We start from the raw sequence: 20,796 nt of genomic DNA, 5'->3' as shown, positions 1-20,796 counted from the left end.
CAAACGGGTCCGGAGCGCCCCCCGTAACTAAGGGGATATGAGCGCACCTGTCTCGTCCCCCGCCGGCACTTCCCGCGACCGCACCTGGAACGCCCTTCATACAGCCGCAGTGGAAATCCTCCCCGGCACCTTCAGGCTTCTGGGGGTGGCCGAGGCCGACATCGACGACCTCCTCCAGGAGGTCCTCCTTGCTGCGTACCAGAGCCTGGATCGGTTCGACCCCACCTGGTCCCCGCCCCGGAGCGAGGCCGGCGAGGCCGGCGATCCCACGCGCTGGGGCGCCCGGCGCCAGCACCGCAGCGTCGAAGAGCGATGGGTGTTCGGGATCGCGTGGCGGAAGGTCAGCCATTACCTGGAGCGCGCTTATCGCCGCCGCGAGGTGCTGCACGGCCTGCTGCCGGCGTCGTGCTCCGAGGCCGTCGACCCTGCGCCGCTCAGCGAGCAGCGCGCCGTGGAGCGAGAGCGGCTGAAGCTCATTATCGATGTGCTCTGGACGCTGACCCCGGAGCGGCGGCTCCTCCTGGTCCTGCACGAGGCGTACGAGGTGCCGCTGGTCGAGATCGCGCGGGAGCTCGGCATCAACTACAACACCGCCACCAACCGGCTGCGCCTCGCCCGCGAGGACTACCGCACCGCCGTCAAGCGGCTGCGCCCGGAGCAGCGAGACGCGCTGCGCGGGTGCTGGCTCGGATTGCCGCTGGCATCGGAGCTCCTGGTGCGCGAGGGGGCCGGAACGATCGACCCCGCGTCGCGTGAGACGAGGACTCCTGCGGCACCGGCTGAGCGGGCGCTGCCTGCGTCGTCGCCGCCTGCGTCGTCGCCGCCTGCATCGTCGCCGCCTGCGTCGTCGCCGCCTGCGTCGTCGCCGCCTGCGTCGTCGCCGCCCGCGCCTGCGCCCAGGGGGACCGAGCGTGTGCGCCCCTGGCTGGGCGAGGTGGGGCGCGCCCTCGGCTGGAGCGCGGTGGGCGCTGGAGGCACCCTGGCCTTGCTGCTTGCGCTCGCGCCGCCGCGGCCGCCGTGGGCCGATCGCTTCGGCCCACGTGCGACGGCGCTGGCCGCGGTGACGGCGCTTTCCGCGGTACGGAGCGCGTCAATCGAGGCGACGCCGCAGGAGATGCCGGCGGCGCAGCCCGTCTCGCCGGCTCCCGACGCGACGCCCCGGCGCGACGTCGCGGCGCGTCCAGCGCCGCCGGCAGGCGCGCGGGTGGACTCGTTCGCAGAGGAATACCGGCTGCTCGACGCGGCGCAGGCGGCGCTCTCCGCGGGCGACACCGCCGCAGCGCTCCGGCAGATCGCGCTTCATGAGCAGCGGTTCCCGAGCGGCCGGCTCCGATCTGTGCGCGAGCGGCTCCGGGAGCTCGCGCAGGTGCGACTCGCGGGCTCCGTGAAGGGCGCGGCGAGAGAAGAGCCGTCGCGATGAAAGGAGCGCACCAAGGGCGGGCTCGGCACGCGCGGCCTGCGCGCTGCGTCCTCGGCCCGCTCCGCGCCGCCCGGCGCGGGACGTTCGCCGCCGCCGCCGTCCTCGGCGCCGCGTGTCTCCTCCGCGCAGCGGAGGCTCACGCGGAGGCGGAGCTCCGTCCGAGCGCGGCACGGCTCGACTACGTGCGCGGGAGAGGTGCCGAACGCTGTCCTGACGCTTCGCTTCTGCGCGCGGAGGTGGCGCGGGTGGCCGGCGCCGACCCCTTCCGGGACGACGCTCCGCTCGTGGTCTCGGTCAGGATCGAGCGCCAGGGGGCCGAGCTCGTGGCGTCGCTGGCGCTGCGCGACGGGCAAGGGCACACCCGGTGGGCCGACGGGCTGACCACCACCAGCGCCTGCGAGGTGCTCGTCGCCGGCGTGGGTCTCGCCATCGCGACGCAGCTCCTGCGCGCGCCGGAGCGGGCGCCGGCCGAGCCTTCGCCGGCCGAGCCTTCATCGCGCGGGCCCGCGCAGGCTCCGCGGGAGCCGCCCCAGGCTCCGCCGCCCGCGCAGGCGACGCGCGATGCGCCCGAGCAAGTGGGCCGAGCTGTTCCGGAGCCACCTCGCCCGGCCGCGCCGGAGCCATCCACCTCTTCGGGTGAGCCGTCGAAGGCAGATCCATCCGGGCCGTGGCGCTTCGTGGTGGGGCTCGGGGCGATCGTGGGACTGGGGATCACGCCGGGGGTGGCGACCGGGACGACCCTCGCCGTCGGCGTGCACTGGTCCGACTGGTCGGTGGCTCTGGAGGCTCGGGGGCTCGTCTCGCTGGCGAAAGAGGTCGAGGGGTTGCCCCTGGGGATGACGGCCTTCACGGCAACCACCGTGGGCTGCCTCCGCGGCCGTCACCTGTTTGGCTGCGGACTTGCGACGCTCGGCGCTGTCCGGTTCGTCCCCGAAGACCCGTGGAACATGCGTCTACGCAGCAAGGCCCTGGTCGGGGTAGGGATCCGGCTTGGCTGCGCGTGGCGGCTCTCGGACAGGTGGTCAGTGAATGGCCACGCCGAGGCGATCTGGATCGCTGAAGACGCGGTGCTCAGGCGCCATGTCGACCCTGCCGTAACGCCACCACCACTCTACTGGACGTCGCCGCCGCTCGGAGCAGCTCTCGGGCTGGGTGTCACGGCCAGCTACTGAGCGGACCTGCGAAACAGGACCCAACGTTGTGAGGATTGGTGAGAAAATTATGTGTGAACCTGGAATGGGGAGCTTGCTGGCGGCTGCGGCCGTGATGGAGAACGATCGTTGTCTGCGTGGAGCCGCATGCGGTAGCTTGCCCTGCATGCGGATTTACCCCTTGTCGATGGCAGGGCTGCTCCTGTTGGCGGGCTGCGCCGGAGATCCAACCGTCTACGGGCCTTGTCAGCCCAGTGAATACGGCTCGCCGGCGTGCCCGTACCCCGAGGCAGGCACCGGGCATGAGGGCGGAGGCGGGGACGGGGGCACAGGTGGTGCCGGTGGTGCCGGCGGTGCCGGTGGTGCCGGCGGCGGTGACGAGACCGCCTGCGCCGGCGACTGCGTTCCGCCGGCGCCCCTCGGCTGGTTCGGGCCGGCGCTGCTCTGGTACGGCCCGCCGGAGCAGGCGCCGGACTGCCCCGCCGAGGCGCCGAACCTCGGCTACGTGGGGTTCGGCGACCTCGCGCCCGCGCCGCTCGCCTGCGCGGCCTGCCTGTGCGACCCGCCCGACGCGGCCGCCGCCTCGTGCCAGCTCCCGCTGGGGTGGTCGGCGCACGCGGCGACGTGCGCCGTCGCTGCCCCCGACACCGTCGAAACCGCCTTCGCGGCGCCCGACGGCTGGGACGGCGCCTGCACCGCCGCGAACGCGATCCCCGCGGGGCAGGACTGCGGCGGGCAGCCGTGCGTGCAGTGGCTTTCCGTCGAGGCGCCGACCGTGCTGGTGACCGCCGCCTGCACGCCAAGGGTCGACGAGCCCCCGCCGCCGGCACGCCTCGATCCGTGGCAGACCCGGGCGCTCGCCTGCCTGCGCGGCGCCTACACCGAGTGCCCTGGCGACAGGAGCACCTGCATGCCGTCGCCGGAGCAGACCGGAGTCCCGCCGTCCGGCGGCTTCCTGACGTGCGTCTTCCACGAGGGCGACGTGACGTGCGCGGAACCTTACCTGGACAGGCACGTCTTCTACGGGGGCGCCGACGACACGCGCGGCTGCTCCGAGTGCGCCTGCGGGGAGCTGGAAGGCGCGTCGTGCACGATCATGGCCTCGGTCTACAGCGACGGCGCGTGCGCGGAGCCGGTCGCATCGAACCTCGTCAGCTCCATGGCGCCGTTCTGCGGCGTCACGCCGCCCGGCGTCGCCCTCGGCAGCAAGTCGGCGGAGGTCGTCGCGGTGGATCCCGGCGGCTGCGCGCCGAGCGGGGGTGAGCCGGTCGGCGAGCTGCTGGCGGAAGCGCCATCGACGTTCTGCTGTCTGGCGTAGCGCTCGCAGGGAGCGAAGAGAAGCAAGGATCAAGGGAGCCGGAGCTCTCGGCTCGACCCGAGCCCGCTCCCTTGCACCCCGTCGCGGCACGCGGCTTGCGATGACTCCCGCCCGGGGGACGCGGCCGTCTCGTGTCGAGATCGCCCGGCCCTCGGGAGCAAGGCGATGGACGGCGCAGCCAGGGACATCTTCGTCATCAGCGATCTGCACCTCGGTGACGGCGGCGTGCGCGACAACTTCGAGACAGGCAAGAAGACGCCCGAGCTGCGCGCATTTATCGACCACGTGGGCAGCGAGGGGGGCGAGCTCTTCATCCTCGGCGACCTCTTCGAGCTCTGGCAGATGAACCTCAGCCTCCTGCTCGTGAAGCGACGGTCGCTCCTCGACCAGCTCGCCGCGCTGAGGCTCGTCTACGTGCCCGGCAACCACGACATCGACCTCCTGCACTTCACCGGCACGGACTTCTTCCAACATCCCTTCTTCGCCTGCATGCGCGCGCCGTTCGTCCGGGAGCTCGGGGGCAAACGATTCCGCTTCTGCCACGGGCACGAGAGCGACCCGTTCAACGCGGGGAACGACCCCGGCTTCGGCCGCATGCTCTCCATCTTCGCCGGCATCTTCGAGGACCAGAACGGCTCTCCCCTCCTCACGAGCGGCGAGAGCGTGGAGGAGGTCCTCGAGCAGTTCGGCGACTCGATGTTGACGATCTGGAAACATGCCCTGGCGAACGTGAAGCAGCGCGGAGGGAGGGGCGATGTGCACCCCGGCTCGGCGTTGACGCCGGCGCAGAGCCCGGGCCGGCTCGGCGAGCACGTCGTCGGGGTCCGGGCAGAGCTCGAGCTGGGCGACCACGACGTGGCGGTGCTCGGGCACACCCACAAGGCAGGTCGTATCGGTGACTGGTACTTCAACAGCGGCTCATGGGCCGGTCCCCTCAACTCGTTTCTTCGCATCTCGCCGGACGGCCATGTCCGCTATCTCGAGTGGAAGGACGGGCGCCCCCTCGAGCGCGAGATGCCCGTCGTGCTCCCGGGCGCGGGGGCCGGCCGCGCCCGTGCGGCGGCGAAGAACCCGGTCGCAGCGGCCCGCTCCGCCGCGAGGACGCTCTTTCCGAAGCCGACGCGGCCGGAGCGCTCCCGGTGGATCCTCATCGCTCAAGGCGCCCTCGCGATCGCGGTGGGCGCCGGCGCCCTGACGATCTCCGTCGGCCACGGCGCGTCCGCGGGGTGGCGGCTGCTCGTCTCCGCCTTCGCCGCGTACGCGCTGCTCGACGGCGCCCTGTCGATGCTGGGCGCGTCGCGCGAGCCGCCCATCAGGCGCCTCCTCTCGCTCGCGCGCGGCGTGGCGAGCCTCCTGCTCGGCCTCCTCGTGCTCGGTCGCGGCCACGTGGTCGAGGTCTTCGTGATCCTCGTCGGCGTCTGGGCGTTCGTCGCCGGCGCGCTGCGCGTCGCGGCGTCGTTCTTGCTCAAGGGCATGGTGGAGTCGAGGTGGCTCTTCGCCGTGGGCGCCGGGTCGATGCTCGCCAGCCTCGTCCTGCTCTCGTTGCCCGCGTCGGCGGTGCTGCTCAAGTTCGGGCTGGCCGCTTATCTCTGCTACTACGGCGCGGGGGAGCTCCTGGCCGGCATCTTCGGGCAACGATTGCCCAGGGCGGCCGGCGCGCGCGCCCTCGCGTGAGGTGCGCGCGACCGCGGCGCACGGCCGCCACCCGGGCGCACAAACACGCCCGTGCCGCGCGCCGTTGATCTACGCTCCCGCCCGCCCCGGCAGCGCAGCGGCACATCCCGCGGGGGGCCGCGCTCGCGGCGCGCCTCCGCGCGCGCGCCGGCCTCCCGGCCTCCCCGCGCCCCGCAGGTCGAGGGCCCCACCCGGAGCTCCAGCCATGAAGACTTCTCTCCCGATCGCCTCCTCCCGCGCCCCGCTCGCCGCCCTCGCCGGGCTCGCCACCGTCGCCGCGGGCGTCGCGGGCGCCGCCTGCTCCGCCCCGCACCCCCCGCCGCCGGCCGAGCCGCCCCCGGCAGCGCCGGCCCCCGCCGCCCCCCAGGCCGCGCCGCAGGGGCCGCGCTTCGACCAGATCCCGCGGCTCGACTTCAACCGCATCGCCGTGGAGCTCGATCTGCCGCTCTTCTGGACCGCCGACCGGAACAGCTCGGGCGCCGTCGAGCCCGACGAGGTGGTCGCGCTCTGGCACCACACCGCGGCGCCCGCCTGGGTCGCGTCCGGGGCGTTCACCCCCGAGTTCACCGCGGCCTACGCCGCGATCGTCAAGATCAAGGCCGAAGGGCACCCGCGCGCCGGCCTCGACGACGCCGAGAAGCGCCGCCGCGACGCCGTCCTCGCGGAGCTCGCGGCCGGCCGACCGTCGCTCCTCCGGTCCGACTTCCGCGGCGCGCCCGCCGAGGACCAGGCCATCGTCGGCCACCTGCTCAAGGTCGCCGAGCTGATCGAGCAGATCCACGCGAAGCAGCTCGGCTCCGCCGGCATGGCCGACAAGATCCCCGCCGACGACCCGGCCAGCCGGGCGCTCTTCTGGCGCAACCAGGGGCCCTGGTGCGAGCAGCCCAAGACCCGGGACGATCCGAGCTGCAGCGCGGTGCCGGGCAACCCGCCCCGCATCACCGGCGCGTATCCGGCGCGTCTCCAGCAGGACAAGAAATTTTGCGCCACGCTCGAGGCGCGCCGGGACCAGCAGGCGCTCCTGTCGCCCTTCACGGCGGTGGTCGAGCAGGGCGGCGCCCTCAGGGCCGTGCCCTACAGCGAGGCGTACAGGCCCGAGATGGAGGCGGTGAGCCGCGAGCTCAAGGCGGCGGCGGAGGCGATCCAGAGCCCGGGCGAGGCCGCCTTCAAGGCGTACCTGCTCGCGGCGGCGCAGGCGTTCCTCGACAACCGCTGGGAGGTCGCGGACGAGCCCTGGGCGAAGATGAACGCCGAGAACTCGCGGTGGTACCTGCGCGTCGGGCCGGACGAGACGTACTGGGAGCCGTGCAGCCGCAAGGCGGGCTTCCACATGAGCTTCGCGCGCATCAACCAGGAGTCGCTCACCTGGCAGAAGAAGCTCGACCCCGTGAAGTCGGACATGGAGGCGGCGTTCGCGAAGCTCGCCGGCGCGCCGTACACGGCGCGCCAGGTCGCGTTCCACCTGCCCGACTTCATCGACGTCATCGTGAACGCCGGCGACTCGCGCGCCGCGACCGGCGGGACCGCGGGGCAGAGCCTGCCGAACTGGGGCCGGGTCGCGACCGAGGGGCGCGGCCGCACCGTGGCGATGGTGAACCTCCTCCAGGACGACGACGCCCGCGCCGCCCTCCGGGAGGCCACGGCGTCGCTCCTCTGCAAGGCCACGATGGAGAGCGTCTCGCTCGAGCGCCCCGTCGCGACGCTGAGCACGGTGCTGCACGAGGCCGCTCACAACCTGGGCCCGACACAGAACCACAAGGTGAAGGGCAAGACGGAGAGCGAGATCTACGGCGGCCCGCTCGCGTCGATGCTCGAGGAGCTCAAGGCCCAGACGGGCGCGCTCTTCTTCAGCGGCTGGCTCGCCCAGCAGGGCGTCCTCGATCCGGCGCTCGCCCGCATGTCGGAGGCGAGGGACGTGATCTGGGCGTTCGGGCAGATCGGGCAGGGGATGTACACCGCGGGCGGCGAGCCGCGGCCCTATGGCCACCTCGCCGCGATCCAGCTCGGCAGCCTGCTCGACGCGGGCGCGCTCGGCTTCCACCGCGGCGAGGTGGCGGCGAACGGCACCGACAAGGGGTGCTTCTCGATCCAGGCCGACAAGATGCCCGCCGCCGCGGAGGCGCTCGCGAGGGCGGTGCTCGGCATCAAGGCGCGCGGCGACAAGGCGGGCGCGCTGCGCCTGCGCGAGACCTACGTCGAGAAGGACGGGGCCTGGAAGGGGCTGCGCGGGGTGATCGAGGAGCGCATGCAGCGCATGCCGCTCGGCAGCGTGATCTACGCGATCGAGCGCTAGAGCGCCGATCGCGTGGGTCGTCCCCCTGGGCTCCGCGCTGGCGTCCCAGCCGGGCGGAGCGCGCCCTGCACGGCCCAGCCCTTCCTGCTCAGCGCGTCGCCGGAGGAGACCAGACCCTCTGCTGGCCGCGCGCGCTCAGCGGACCGCAGACTTGACCAGGCACAGCAGATCGTCGAGGTCGACGGGCTTGCGCACGATCCAGAACGCTCCCTCCTTCGAGCAGCGCGCGGCGGCTTCGTCGGAAGCGTAGGCCGTCACCACGATGACCGGCAGGTTCGGGTGGAGCCGCTTCAGGGCGGTCAGGGTCTCATCGCCGCCCATGCCTGGCATCCGCAGGTCGGTGATCACCAGATCGAACTGCTCGCCCTTGGCGTGCTCGACCGCCGCTTCGCCGCTCTCCGCGGTGGCGACCTCGTACCCCTCGAAGGAGAGGAACGTATCCAGCGTATCTCGGATGGCTGGCTCATCGTCGATCACCAGGACCCGCCGCCTGCTGCCCGGAGGCTCGTTCAGCGGGTTGTTCACGTCGCGTCCTCGCTGCGACCCTGCGCGTACGATGCGGGCAGCCACATGCGGACCGTGGTCCCCGCGCCGAGCTCGCTCTCGACGCGGATGTTGCCGCCGTTTCCCTGGATGAACCGCTGCGTCAGCGCCAGCCCGAGGCCGGTCCCACGCCCTGGCGGCTTGGTGGTGAAGAACGGCTCGAAGAGGCGCTCCAGGTCCTCGGCGCGGATGCCACAGCCGGTGTCGTGCACCTCGAACTGCACGCCCTCGATGTCCCTGCACGGGACGGGGTGAGCCTCTACCTCGACGGCGCCGCCGCGCGGGGTGGCATCGATCGCATTGCCGATCACGTTGAGCAAGGCGGAGTCCAGCTGCGCCGGGTTCACGAGCACGGTGGGCAGCGGCGCCGCGGTGGCGCTGTTCACCTCGAGGTGGACGCCGCGCTCATACGCCCGTGGCGCGGAGAGCTCGTGCGCGCGGCGGAGCGCGGCGGCCACGTCGCACAGCTCCCGGCCGATCGTCTTGCCGCGCGAATAATCGAGCAGCGCTCGTGTGAGGTCTGAACAGCGGTGGGCCTGCTGCTCGATGGTACGCAGGACCTTGCTCAGCAGTCTCTCATCGGGCAACCCCTGGCCGTCGCGCTGCCGCTTGAGCACGAGCTGGGCGTTCATCAGGATGATGGCGACCGGGTTGTTCAGCTCGTGCGATAGCCCCGCGACCAGGGTTCCGATCGCCGCCATCTTGCCGGCCTGGATCAGCTCCTCCTGCGTCTCCGAGAGCCTCTTCAGGGTCGTGGCGAGCTCGCCGTTCTTCGCCTCGAGCTCCTGGTAGGCGCGGTGCAGGCGCTCGGCCGCGCGGACCCGCGCCTTGAGCTCCAGCGGATCGAACGGCTTGCTCAGGTAGTCATCGGCGCCGACGTCGAGCCCCCCCACCGCCTCGGCGCGGCTCGCCCTGGCCGTCAGGAGGATGATCGGGATCGACCGGAGCTCGGGCTCGCGCTTGAGCTGGCGGACCAGCTCGAAGCCGTCCATCTCCGGCATCATCACGTCCGATACGATGACGTCGGGCCGGCTTGCCCTGATCGCCTCGAGCGCCTCGCGGCCGTTGGTCGCGAGCGCGACCTCGTACTCGGCCAGCAATATCTCCTCGATGTAGGACCGCATGTCCGGGTTGTCTTCCACCACGAGCAGGCGCGGCGCGGGCTCGGTCCGCCGGCTCACGACGCCGCTCGCGCCCGCGGCGCGCAGCTCGGGCTGGGCGAAGGCGCCCGCGCTGGCGCGCGATCCCCGCGCGCTCGTCCGCTCCGGCGCGTGAAGGGGCGGCGGCGCGATCCGACGGTCCGCAGCGCGCGGCAGCCGCACGAAGAAGCGCGATCCGACGCCGGGCTCGCTCTCCACGCCGAGGGTGCCGCCCATCAGCTCCGTGAGCTCCTTGACCAGCGACAGCCCGATCCCGGTCCCTTCGTGCTTGCGCGTCGTCGACGCGTCGATCTGTTGAAACCTCTGGAACAAGAGGTGCCTCTTGTCCGCCGGGATGCCCGGACCGGTGTCCTCGACGCAGAGCTCGAACACGCCGTCGAGCGCCCGCAGACCGACCGCGACCCGACCCCCGGGCGGGGTGAACTTGAGCGCGTTGCCCAGCAGGTTGAGCGCGATCTTCTCGAATTTGCGCCGATCGAGGGGGACCATGTCGAGCGCGGGGTCGACCTGGAGCGCGAGCTCCAGGCGGCCCCGCTCCGCCGCTGGCCGAGCCTCTTCCACCATGTCGGCGAGGAGCGCCGTCACGTCGACCGCCTCCCAATCGAGCAGCATCTTGCCGGCCTCGACCTTCTGGTAGTCGAGCACGTCATCGACGAGCCGGTGCAGCCGCCGCCCGCTGCGCTGAATGCGCTCCAGGTGCGTCCGCACCTTCGGCGACAGCGGCTCGTCCGGGCTCGACAGCAGCGACGCGAGCGGCGCGAGGATCAGCGCCAGCGGCGTCCGCAGCTCGTGGCTCATCGTCGTGAGGAACTCTCCCTTGGCGCGGGCAGCGGCGTCCGCGGCCTCCTTGGCCTTGTGCAGCTCGAGCTCCATCTGCTTGCGCTCGGTGATGTCGGCGTAGATGCCGAGCAGCCCCGTCACCTGGCCGCTCTCGTCGCGGATGGGCACCTTGCTGGTGAGCAGGACCCGCCGCTGGCCGTCCGGGCGGAGCAAGGACTCCTCGATGTCGAGGATCGGAACGCCGCGGTCCATGACCTCGCGGTCGATCTTCACGAAAGCGGCCGCGTCGTCCCCCATGCCCCAGACGTCGAAATCGGTCTTGCCCACCAGGTTCTCCAGGACCCTGGTGTGGGTGTCGTTGAGGAAGTTCTGGTTTCCTCCGAGAAACCGGCCCTGGCGATCTTTCCAGAAGATGGCGTGAGGGACGTTGGCGATGACGTACTTGAGCACCGCTTGCTGCTGGTCGAGCGCCTCCAGCGCCCGCTGCTGTGCGGTGATATCGATGCACGTAGCGAGGGCGCCGGTGACGTTGCCGGCGGAGTCCCGCAGCGGGATGTAGCGCGCCTCTAGCCAGCCTTCCGGCATCTGCCCGACGGTCGTCACGGCTTGCCCCTCGAGGGCACGGCGCGCGTTCTCGGTGACGCACGGGTAGGCGGCGAACACGTGGAACACGGAGCAGCCCACGTGCTCGCCGGGCTTCAGCCCCAGGGCCTCGAGCCCGCGCCCCTCGAACAGGGTGATGATCCCGCGCTCGTCGAGGGAGAAGATCGCGAGAGGTGCATAGGTGAGCACGGCGCGCAGCTGCGCATGGCCATCCACCGGCGCCCGGGCTCGGGAACTCGATGCCCGGCTGGCGCGCGCTCGGGGGGAGGGGTCGAGACGGCTGACCTCGGCGGGTGGGCGGGAACGGCAGGGCATGGTCCTGGGGCCCGATGAACCTACGGCCGACGCGCCGGACGTCTACGCTCCGCCGCTACAAATCGGCCACGGGGCCGGAGCCGTTCGCCGCGTCTCCACCATGATTTCCATCGCGTCAGGATCTCGCGCCGTCACGCCGTCTCGTGCTACAGGCCCGAGCCGGTGATCGCCGTCTCCGCGCTGCTCATGCCGGCGGCACGCGCCGATCGGCTCACCCGGAGGGCCCCGTGACCTCGGCGCAGAGCCGTGAGGCGTCCTCGTCGGCGGGCGACTCGACGAACGCGCGCGGCTGGCGCCGCGCGCTCGGTCTACTCGCGCTCCTCGGCCTCCCCGCGCTCGGCCTCGGCGAGCTCGGAGCGCACCTCTATTTCAGCGAAAGAGCTCCGGATTTCGACGCGTGGCGCGAGGTGGAGGCGCCGCTCGCGGCGATGAAGCAGCCGGGGGACCTCGTGGTCGTCGCGCCGGCGTGGGCCGATCCGGCGGCGCGCCGCGCGCTCGGGGACGAGCTCCTGCCCCTGCGCGACGCGGCCAGGCCGGACGAGAGCCGCTACGCCGCCGCCGTCGAGATCAGCGTCCTCGGGCAGCGCGCCGAGGAGCTCGCGGGCTTCCGCGAGGAGCGCCGGCAGGAGCACGGCCGGTTCGTGCTCCGGCGCCTCGTGAACCCGTCGCCCGCGCGCGTCGTCTACGACTTCGTCGACCACGTCGCGCCGTCGTCGGCGGACGTGCGCGTCACCGACCCGCCGGCCGCGTGCCGCTGGAACCCGCGCGCGCGGATCGCCGCCGGGGGCCTCGGCGGCCACCCGACGTTCCCGGCCGAGCGCTTCGAGTGCCCGGGCGGGCCCTTCTTCAACGTCGGCGTCACCGTGATCGCGGACGAGGAGTTCCGCCCGCGTCGGTGCATCTGGTCGCACCCGCCGCGCGACGGCGAGATCGTCACGCGCTTCCGCGACGTCCCGCTCGGCGCGGTGATCCGGGGCCACGCGGGCATGTACTGGATCATCGAGCGGGAGCAGCGGGGCGCGCCGGTCACGCTGTCCGTGCGCGTGAACGGCGAGGCCGTGGGGGAGGCGACGCACGTCGACGGCGACGGGTGGGCGGCGTTCGAGTTCCCGCTCGGCGCGCACGCGGGCGCCGCGAGGGCCGAGGTGGAGTTCGCCGTGACGTCACCGGACTACACGCACCGCCACTACTGCTTCGAGGCAGACACACGATGAGGCGACCGGCACCGTCCGCCCTCCTCACGCCGACGGACGGCGCGATCGCGCTCGCGTTCGCGGCGGCGTACGTCGCCCTCCTGCTCGCGACCGCGGGCGACCTCGGGTACGCGCGCGACGAGGGGTTCTACTTCCACGCGGCGAACCGCTACGGCGCGTGGTTCCAGGCGCTGCTCGACGCGCCGCGCGCCGCGCTCGATCGGGCGGCCGTCGACGCCGCGTGGTCGGTGAACCACGAGCACCCCGGCCTCATCAAGTCGCTCTTCGCGCTCTCCAACCTCTTCCTGCAGAAGCGGCTCGGGCTCTTCGCCATGGAAGGCACGAGCTATCGCTTCCCGGCGATGGTCCTGTCGGGCGCGGGGGTCGCGCTCGTGTACCTCTGGGGCACGCAGGCGCGCGACCGGATCGCCGGCGCGTCCGCCGCCGTGCTCTTCGCGATGCTGCCGCGGTACTTCTACCACGCGCACCTCGCGTGCTTCGACGCGCCGATCGTGACCGTCTGGGCGCTGTGCGCGTACGCCTACTGGCGCGCGCTGCGGGACGGCGGCGCGCTGTGGCCGGTGCTCACCGGCATCACCTTCGGCCTGGCGCTCGACACGAAGCACAACTCCTGGTTTTTGCCGATCGTCTGCGTCGCACACGCGGTCGCCCTGGAGCTCAGGGAGCGGATCGTCGCGCCCGCCGCCGCGACGGAGGGGGCGCCGACGGGCACCCGCGCCGCGCCGCCGCCGCCGCAGCAGCAGCAGCAACGAGCGGCCCGCCGGTCGATCGTGGCGCTCGCGGCGATGGCGACGATCGGCCCGCTCGTGTTCTACGCGCTCTGGCCTTGGATCTGGCGCGACACGCTCTCGCGCCTGCGCGAGTACGCGTCGTTCCACCTGAACCACGAGTACTACAATATGGAGTTCCTCGGCCGGAACTACTGGACCCCGCCGATGCCGAGGGCCTACGCGCCGGTGATGACGGCGGCGACGGTGCCCGTCGTGACGCTCTGCCTGTTCGCCGCGGGGCTCTGCGCGAGCGCGCGCGAGCGCCTCCTCTATCCGCTCGCGCGCGCGGCGGCGCGGCTCGCGCGGCCGGGCGGCGGGGGCGCGCTGGCCCCGGCGCGCGCCTTCGCCGCGCGGCTCCGTCCGCCCGCAGTCGACCCCGGCGGCACGGCGCTCCTCTGGTTCCTCGCCATCGCCGCCGTGTACGGCGCCTGGCTGTCGCCGAGCACGCCGATCTTCGGCGGCACGAAGCACTGGATGACGGCCTACCCGTTCATCGCCCTGTTCGCCGGGGCCGCCTTCTCCGCCGCGGTGAGGCGCGCGCGCGTCGCCCTCCGCGCGCTCCACCGCGCTCGGCACAACGCCGGCGCGCGGCCCGGCGCCGCCTCCTTCGGGCGCAGCGCGCCGGGGGCCGCGCTCGATCGCGCCGCGCGCGGGCCGCTGCTGCCGGCGCTGCTCGGCGCGGCGGTGTTCGCGGCGCCGATCGCCGAGACGCTGCACGCGCATCCGTGGGCGCTCTCGAGCTACACGCCGCTCGTCGGCGGCGCGCCCGGCGCGGCGAGCCTGGGCCTGAACCGCACCTTCTGGGGGTACACCACGGGGTCGGTCGTCGCGTACCTCAACGAGCACGTCCCGCCCCGCGGGACGGTGTACGTCCACGACACCGCCGGCCCGGCCTGGGACATGCTGCTGCGCGACGGGCGTCTGCGGAAGGACATCCGCGGCGTGGGGGCGGTCGCGGGCGCGGACTTCGCCCTCTACCACCACGAGAAGCACATGCTCGGGCAGGCGTACCAGGCGTGGGTCGCGTTCGGGACCACGAGCCCGGATCACATCGCCGGGCTCGACGGCGTGCCGGTGATCCTGGTCTACCGCAACCCGGCCCGCTGAGCGCCGTCAGCGCTTCTTCGCCGCCGCCTTCTTGGCGGGCGCCTTCGCCGCCGTCTTCTTCGCCGGAGCCGGCGGGGCTGACTTCTTGGCGGGCGCCTTCGCTGCCGTCTTCTTCGCCGGGGCCGCCGCGCTCTTCCCGGTCGAGGCCTTCTCCGCAGGGGCGGGGGCCTTCTCCGCGGAGGCGGGGGCCTTCTTCGGCGCGGCGGCCGCCTTCCTGGCCGGCTCCTTCTTTGCACCCCGGACCGCTACCGCCCTGGTCTTGCTCGCCGCGGGCCGCTCTGCCGCCGGCTCGGCCGGCTTGCGGAGCTTCGTGGCCGTGGCGGGCTTCCTCGCGGGCGCGTCGTCCTCGTCCTCGAGCTCTTCCTCGTCGAGGTCGTCCTCGAGGTCCTCGTCCTCGTCCTCGTCCTCGAGCTCCTCCTCGTCGAGATCGTCGTCCTCGTCCTCGAGGTCGTCGTCCTCGTCCTCGAGGTCGTCGTCCTCGTCCTCGTCCACGCCCGCCGGCTCCGGCGCGGGCTCGCGGCGTCGCGACGACGGCGCGCCGCTGCGCGGCGGCGCGGCGGCCGGCCGGCTCACCGCGCCCAGCTCCTCCAGCGGCTCGCCGAGGAGCGCGGCGATGTCGCGCGTGAACTCCGTCATGTGGCTGTCGACCTCGAGCGCGTCCTGCTCGGACAGCGGGGTGAGCCTCAGCCTCAGCACCCGGTCGCCCGCGAGCTCCCACGACGCGGCGCAGCCGCCCTCGCGCAGCATCCTCGAGGCGATCGCGTCGATCCGCTGGCGCAGGCCGCCGCGCGCCCCGGGCTCGATCCGGCGCTTCAGCTCGAAGCGGCGCTCCATCATCGGGAGCGTCACCACCTTCGCCTCGACCAGCTCCGAGAGCTCGTCGGCCACGGCCTCCTCGAGCTCGAGCCGCGCGTCGGGATCGCTGCTCTCGACCGAGAACGTCGCCTCGCGGAGCTCGGCGTCGTAGGTCGTCAGCTTGCCCCCGGCGGTGTCCGCGGCGCGCGCGAGCGCCTCGCGCAGGACCTGCGCCGGCGCGCGCTTGCCGACCGTCGAGGCGACGTAGCCGAGCGTGTCCAGCCGCACCTGCACGGGGCCGTCGTCCTCGAGGGCGAGCTCCGGCCGCGGCCCGAGCAGCGCGTCGCGCATCACCCGGAAGACGTCGCGCTGGATGACGTTGTCCTCCGTGAAGATGTCCTCCACGTGCTCGGACTCCATCAGCGTGCTCGTGAGGCTCGCGACGAGCTCCTCGACCTGGTCGTCGAGCTCGTCGCTGCCGAACGTGCTCGTGACCTCTCCGTCGACGATCGCATACGGCTCGAGCCGGGGCGCGATGGCCGCGATGACCCCGGACATCTTCTCCTCGAGCTCGCGCGCGAGCGCGGTCGCGCCGCCCCTGGCCACGAGGATGTGCCCGTGCGCCTTCAACGCGTCAACGATGCTCGTGGAAAGTCGGCGGGAGAGATTGCGCTCGTTCACGAGGCGCGCAGCTTACACGGTTTGCGCGGTCTGGCGATACGAGACCGCGGGTCAGACGTGCTCAGGGGTCGTTCTCGATCACCTTGATCAGCACGCCGCCGATGCGCTCCGGGATCGCCGCGCGCGCCGCGTCGGCCCCTCCGGACCGGACGCTGACGCGCACGATGAAGCCGACCCCGTCCTCCCGCTCGACCCCGATGCCGACACACCACGGCTCGCCGCCGACCTTGGCCTTGAGCTCGTCCTTGGCCCGCCGGGCCGATCCCACGTCGCTCATCTCGCTCACCTCTCCTGGGTTCTCGCGCGCGGCCGGAGCCTCGCGCGCTCACTCGCTGTATCCGACCGCCAACACCTGCCACGTCGCCGGCGCGTCGGCGACATCGACGACGCTCGCCGTGAACGTCCCGCTCGCCGAGGGCGCGAGATCCCCGTCTCCCACGGGGATCTGGCTCACGCTGACGACCTTGCCGTCGGCGCCGTAGAGCGAGACGATCGCGAGGACCGACCTCGCCGTGAAGCTCGACTCGTTCGTGATCCTGCCCGACACCTGGTACGGGCTCTGCCCGCGCGTGGGCGTGAACTTCGTGTCCGCGATGCCGAGCTTGGCGAGCTTGCCGCGGAAGGACGGGGCCGCGGGGGCGACCTCGGCCTTGAACGTGGCCAGCGCGGCGGGCCTCGGCGTCGTCAGCGCGCACGGGACCTTCTCGCCCGGCGGCAAGAAGCGCACCTGGGTCGCGCAGTCTCCGCTCCCGAGGGCAGCGCCGCGGGCGTCGTAGAGCGTCACCTTCGCGCTCGGGGCGCCGATGGGGGCCGTCCCCGTGTTGTGGATCTCGCCGACGAAATGGTGGAGCTTCCCCGCGCGGGAGGGAAAGCTCCGGAGGTCGCGGATCTCGGCGCGGAGCACGCCCTGGTCGGCGGGCGCGTCGACGAGGCCGTCGAGCGTCGGCGGCCCCGGGAGCGGCGCTGGCCGCGCGGCGGTCTCGCGGGCCGCGACGTTCGCGTAGAAGTAGATCGCCGCCGCGCCTGCAAGGATGCAGAACAGGAACACGGAGCCGCAGCCGACACCGAGGTAGATCGCGAGGTTGGAGCGCCTCGGCGGCGGCCTGAGCGGCGCGACGCCGAGGTGCCCCGGCGCGGCGCCGAACGGCTGCGGTGGATGGCCGCCCCCGCCTGGAGGGCCGTAGCCTCCGCCTGGAGGGCCGTGGCCGCCGGGGGGCGCGCCGTAGCCCCCTGGAGGCGCGCCGTGACCCCCCGGCGGGGGGCCGCCCGGCGGATGGCCGCCGGGGGGGTAGTTCGCGGCGCCGCGCGGCGCGCCCTGCTGGTCCATGGCCCGCGCAGTATGCCGGAGAAGAGGCCCCCCGGATCAAGCCCGCGGCGCGCCGGACCTCACAGGTGCCGGCGCGCGATCTCGGCCCACGTGCCGGTCGGCTCGAGCTCGAGGTACCTGCGCCAGCACGGGCGCGCCTGCGTCGGGTCGCCGACCTGCTCGTACGCCATCGCCAGGTTGTAGTAGGCGTCCGCGAAGCGCGGATCGCTCGCGATCGCGCCGCGGAAATAGCGGATGGCCTCGGCCGCGCGGCCGCGCTCGAGCATCACGTAGCCGAGGTTGTACTGCGCCTCCGGCTGCGCAGCGTCGAGATCGAGCGCCTTCATGTAGAGCGCCTCGGCCTGCTCCTCGGCGTTGCGCCGGAAGCAGATGTTGCCGAGGTTCGTGTAGGCGATCGCCAGCCAGGGGTCGATCTCGAGCGCGCGCCGGTAGAGCGACTCGGCCTCGTCCATGGTCGACGGGTCCTCGTCGAGCTGGCTGGCCTGCATGTAGAGCTCGTAGGCCGTGCGCGCGCGCTCCCGGCCCACCTTCGGGCGGAGCACGCGCACGACGTCGTCGCGCAGGTCCTTCACCTCGAAGTCGAGCACCATCTGCCCGGTGATCGGCTCGAACGCGCCCGACGCGCTCCGGACGACGACCGCCTTGCCGTCGAACGCGACGCGGAGCTCGGCGAGGGGGCGCGTCACCCGGGGGAGCGCCGCGCGGATGTTGTCGATCGCCCGCGCGACGTCGCGCAGGCGCACCTTGCGGGCGAGGAGGTCGCGCGCGGCGCGCAGGGCGATCAGATCCGAGAACGTGTACGCGCGCCGGCCGCGCCGGCGGCCGCTCGGCGGCGCGATGCCGGCGCGATCGAGCGAGCGCAGCCGGCCGGGCGAGATGCCGAGCAGCCGCGCGACCTCGGTGCCGGTGAACATGTCGGTGACCGGCTCGCGCGCGCCCGGCGCGGGCATCGGCGCCTCCGGCACGCCGGCCAGCGGGGCGGGCGGGGGCTCGGATACCCGCCCCCCACCAGGGCCGAACACGACGTGGATCACCTTGTCGGAATCGCCGGAGGCGGAACGGTCCTTCTTGCTCATCGCAGCGTCGCCGGCTCCGCGCCGAGGATCGGCGGAGGCAGAGCGCGTCGTGTGGAGCCTACCTCGCCTCGAGCCGGATGGCTCCCGTTCTCCACGCGGGCACGCGCGTCAAGCGGGCGCGGCGCGCGGTCCTGACGGCGTCCGCGTCCGTCTTCCCGTGCGCTCTCCCCTGGGTTTTGCAGTAGGCCTCTCCGTGCGGTGAGCGCGGACGCACGGGAGCGCGCGGGTTGCGCGGCGGTGAGCGGTCTTTGGTGGATCTTTCGCATGGCGATCAGGCGCCCGAGGGGCGCGCCGTCTTCGGCGTGGTGATCAGCACGCGCGCCGTGACGTCCACGGTCAGCGCGATCGACGTCGTGGCCGCGCGCCGCGCGAGCCCGCAGCGGATCTCGGCCTGCATCGGGCCGAGCGGGCCGCCGGCGCGCGCGGTCGCCTCGCGCTGCGCGACGCGGAGCGCCCGCAGCCGGAGGTGGGGGTCGAGCGCGAGCGCCCGGTCGAGCGTCGGGTCGAGCGGCGCGTCCGCGGGCAGCGCGACGAGCAGGCTGGTCGACCCGTAGTACACGAGCGCGCCCTCCTCGTTGCGGGTGCTCCCTTCGCTCAGCACGTCGGCGCCATCGAACAGCGCGTGGAGGCGCCCCGTCGAGCAGGTCACGAGCTCGACGCTCCGCCGGTGAAACAGCGGCGGGCTCTGGACCTTCGCCAGACCGGGACCGGGGAGACGCTCGCAGCGCGGCATTGCGATCGCGATCGTGGCACCGCCGCGCGCCGCTTTCCCAGAAGCGCGCGGAGATCCGCACAAAGTTGCGGCGGCACCCGCTTCTGTGCGGGACGCAGGGCCGCGCGCGGGCGCCACGAATTTGGCCGCGCGGGGCGCGCCTTGCCACGATGCCCGCCGCGCTGAAGGGCGCGACGCGCGATGCAACGATGCGCGCCGCGCCGAGGCGCGAAGGAGCGACGAGCGACCATGAGCTACACGGGTAACGAGCGCCGCAGGCACCGGGTCTTCATCACCCGCAACACCGAGTATCACGTCCGCGACGAGATCTGCGTCGCCGTCCGCGACAGGGCCGCGCGCAAGTTCAGGCCCGCCCACCTCGCGCTGCACCTGAAGCTCCAGGGCGCGGTCCGGATCAACCCGAACGGCGTCGTGATCCCGGAGCCGCAGCACGCGCGCGTCGGCGCCCCGATCTACTTCACCCAGGCCGACGCGGACGGGCTGGAGCGGCAGATCGTGACGAGCCGCGTGGAGCGGATCGAGCGGCCCGAGAAGAGCACGGTGCTCCAGTACCCCTCGTGACGCGCGCAGCGCGCGCCGCCCCGCGCGGGCGGGAGGGCGCGCGCGGCGGCCGTCAGCCGAGGGTGCAGAAGCCTTCGTAGTCGATGTAGCTGGTGATCGTCGGCGACTCGCCGCAGGCGGGGCAGTTCTTGTCGCGGCGCAGCTTGAGCTCGCCGAACTTCATGCGGAGCGAGTCGTAGGTGAGGAGCCGGCCGATGAGGGGCGCCCCCTTGCCGAGGATCAGCTTCACCGCCTCGGTCGCCTGGATCATGCCGACGAGCCCGGGGAGGATCCCGAGCACGCCCGCCTCCTGGCAGCTCGGCGCGAGGTGCGGGGGCGGCGGCTCCGGGTAGAGGCACCGGTAGCAGGGGCCGACGCCCGGCAGGAACGTCGTCACCTGGCCCTCGAAGCGGAAGATCGAGCCGTGGACGACGGGCTTCTTCTTGAAGACCGAGGCGTCGTTCACGAGGTAGCGCGTGGGGAAGTTGTCGCACCCGTCGACGATGATGTCGAACTGGTCGAAGATGCGGTCGACGTTGGAGCTGTCGACGCGCTCCTGGAACTTCACGACCTTCACGTCGGGGTTCAGGTCGCGGATCGCCGCCTCGGCGCTGTCGACCTTCGGCATGCCCACGCGCGAGGTCGCGTGGAGGATCTGCCGCTGGAGGTTCGAGTTGTCGACCACGTCGGCGTCGACGAGGCCGAGCGTCCCCACGCCGGCGGCGGCGAGGTACAGGGCCGCCGGGCTGCCGAGGCCGCCGGCGCCGAGGAGGAGGACCTTGGCGGAGAGCAGCTTGGTCTGTCCGACCTCGCCGACCTCGGGCAGGAGCAGGTGGCGGGAGTACCGGTCCCGCTGCGCCTCCGTGAGGCTCGGGGGCAGCTCGACCGGGTAGTTCAGGTCCTTCCAGCGGACGAAGCCCGGGTTGGCGCTCTCGACGTTGGTGTAGCCGAGCTCCTGGAGCGTCTTCGCGGCGAGCGCCGAGCGCGTGCCGCCGGCGCAATAGGCCACGATGTGCGCCGACTTGTCCGGCAGCTTCTGCTCCACTTGCATCTCCAGGAAGCCCCTGGGGATCGAGATCGCGCCCGGGATGTACCCGGCGCGGTACTCCTCTTTCTCGCGCACATCCAGGAGCACCACCGGGACCTTGTCGTCGAGGCGGCGCTTGAGCTCGCTCAGCGAGAGCTCGCGGATGGACTTGCGGACGTCGGAGATGAGGTCGCTATAGGTCGTAGGCATCGTGGCTCCTCAAGAGACTGGGAGACTTAGGTGCGCGGCGCTACGAGTCAACGACGGAC

General features: G+C 72.9%; 16 protein-coding genes. 8 read left to right on the top strand and 8 right to left on the bottom strand.

Annotated elements, in window-relative coordinates; translation table 11 throughout:
• Positions 1–109: 109 nt before the first annotated feature.
• The 5 genes from WME96_RS19920 (at position 110) to WME96_RS19900 (ending at position 7,856) form a co-directional block, all read left to right on the top strand.
• Entirely contained in the window at positions 110–1,420 is a 1,311-nt protein-coding gene (locus WME96_RS19920; protein WP_437291674.1) for an RNA polymerase sigma factor, read from the top strand.
• Between the two features lie 245 nt (positions 1,421–1,665).
• Positions 1,666–2,592, top strand: a complete 927-nt coding sequence (locus WME96_RS19915) for a hypothetical protein (protein WP_437291673.1) — start codon at positions 1,666–1,668, stop codon at positions 2,590–2,592.
• Between the two features lie 166 nt (positions 2,593–2,758).
• Positions 2,759–3,889: a hypothetical protein gene (locus tag WME96_RS19910; protein ID WP_437291672.1), complete on the top strand. Its 1,131-nt coding sequence runs from the start codon at positions 2,759–2,761 to the stop codon at positions 3,887–3,889.
• Positions 3,890–4,054: 165 nt separating this feature from the next.
• The gene (locus WME96_RS19905) at positions 4,055–5,563 is read left to right on the top strand and encodes a metallophosphoesterase (RefSeq protein WP_437291671.1); all 1,509 of its coding nucleotides are present in this window, start codon (positions 4,055–4,057) and stop codon (positions 5,561–5,563) included.
• A gap of 205 nt (positions 5,564–5,768) precedes the next feature.
• Positions 5,769–7,856 (top strand): hypothetical protein, encoded by a 2,088-nt coding sequence (locus WME96_RS19900; RefSeq protein ID WP_437291670.1) that lies wholly within the window; start codon positions 5,769–5,771, stop codon positions 7,854–7,856.
• Positions 7,857–7,991: 135 nt separating this feature from the next.
• Here WME96_RS19900 and WME96_RS19895 read toward each other — a convergent pair whose 3' ends face one another.
• Positions 7,992–8,333, bottom strand: a complete 342-nt coding sequence (locus WME96_RS19895; RefSeq protein ID WP_437291669.1) for a response regulator — start codon at positions 8,331–8,333, stop codon at positions 7,992–7,994.
• Positions 8,334–8,377: 44 nt separating this feature from the next.
• On the bottom strand, positions 8,378–11,131 hold the full coding sequence (locus WME96_RS19890) for an ATP-binding protein (RefSeq protein ID WP_437291668.1): 2,754 nt from the start codon (positions 11,129–11,131) through the stop codon (positions 8,378–8,380).
• 353 nt (positions 11,132–11,484) lie between these two features.
• Between WME96_RS19890 and WME96_RS19885 the strand changes: the two genes are divergently transcribed.
• Both WME96_RS19885 and WME96_RS19880 read left to right on the top strand, forming a co-directional pair.
• Entirely contained in the window at positions 11,485–12,471 is a 987-nt protein-coding gene (locus tag WME96_RS19885; RefSeq protein WP_437291667.1) for a hypothetical protein, read from the top strand.
• Positions 12,468–14,348 (top strand): ArnT family glycosyltransferase, encoded by a 1,881-nt coding sequence (locus WME96_RS19880; RefSeq protein WP_437291666.1) that lies wholly within the window; start codon positions 12,468–12,470, stop codon positions 14,346–14,348. The genes WME96_RS19885 and WME96_RS19880 overlap by 4 nt, the downstream gene beginning before the upstream one ends.
• Before the next feature lie 6 nt (positions 14,349–14,354).
• On the opposite strand, the gene WME96_RS19875 is transcribed toward WME96_RS19880, so the two are convergent.
• The 5 genes from WME96_RS19875 to WME96_RS19855 all read right to left on the bottom strand — a co-directional run bounded on the left by WME96_RS19875 (position 14,355) and on the right by WME96_RS19855 (position 18,960).
• Positions 14,355–15,824: a hypothetical protein gene (locus tag WME96_RS19875; protein WP_437291665.1), complete on the bottom strand. Its 1,470-nt coding sequence runs from the start codon at positions 15,822–15,824 to the stop codon at positions 14,355–14,357.
• 61 nt (positions 15,825–15,885) lie between these two features.
• Positions 15,886–16,101 carry a hypothetical protein gene (locus tag WME96_RS19870; RefSeq protein WP_433937072.1) on the bottom strand — a complete coding sequence of 72 codons (216 nt, stop codon included), beginning with the start codon at positions 16,099–16,101 and terminating at the stop codon, positions 15,886–15,888.
• A 48-nt stretch (positions 16,102–16,149) separates the two neighbouring features.
• Positions 16,150–17,151 carry a DUF3426 domain-containing protein gene (locus WME96_RS19865; RefSeq protein WP_437291664.1) on the bottom strand — a complete coding sequence of 334 codons (1,002 nt, stop codon included), beginning with the start codon at positions 17,149–17,151 and terminating at the stop codon, positions 16,150–16,152.
• A 59-nt stretch (positions 17,152–17,210) separates the two neighbouring features.
• On the bottom strand, positions 17,211–18,227 hold the full coding sequence (locus WME96_RS19860; RefSeq protein WP_437291663.1) for a tetratricopeptide repeat protein: 1,017 nt from the start codon (positions 18,225–18,227) through the stop codon (positions 17,211–17,213).
• Between the two features lie 271 nt (positions 18,228–18,498).
• Positions 18,499–18,960 (bottom strand): hypothetical protein, encoded by a 462-nt coding sequence (locus WME96_RS19855; protein WP_437291662.1) that lies wholly within the window; start codon positions 18,958–18,960, stop codon positions 18,499–18,501.
• Between the two features lie 228 nt (positions 18,961–19,188).
• Between WME96_RS19855 and WME96_RS19850 the strand changes: the two genes are divergently transcribed.
• Positions 19,189–19,521, top strand: coding sequence for a hypothetical protein (locus WME96_RS19850; RefSeq protein ID WP_061616854.1), 333 nt, complete (start codon positions 19,189–19,191; stop codon positions 19,519–19,521).
• A gap of 52 nt (positions 19,522–19,573) precedes the next feature.
• On the opposite strand, the gene moeB is transcribed toward WME96_RS19850, so the two are convergent.
• Entirely contained in the window at positions 19,574–20,737 is a 1,164-nt protein-coding gene (gene moeB, locus WME96_RS19845) for a molybdopterin-synthase adenylyltransferase MoeB (RefSeq protein WP_437291661.1), read from the bottom strand.
• Positions 20,738–20,796 lie beyond the last annotated feature (59 nt).

Origin of the sequence: Sorangium sp. So ce406, assembly GCF_051474675.1 — a bacterium.
Lineage (GTDB): Bacteria > Myxococcota_A > Polyangia > Polyangiales > Polyangiaceae > Sorangium > Sorangium cellulosum_G.
Note: the sequence above shows the minus strand (reverse complement) of the source record. Positions and strands in the feature narration are given on the sequence as shown.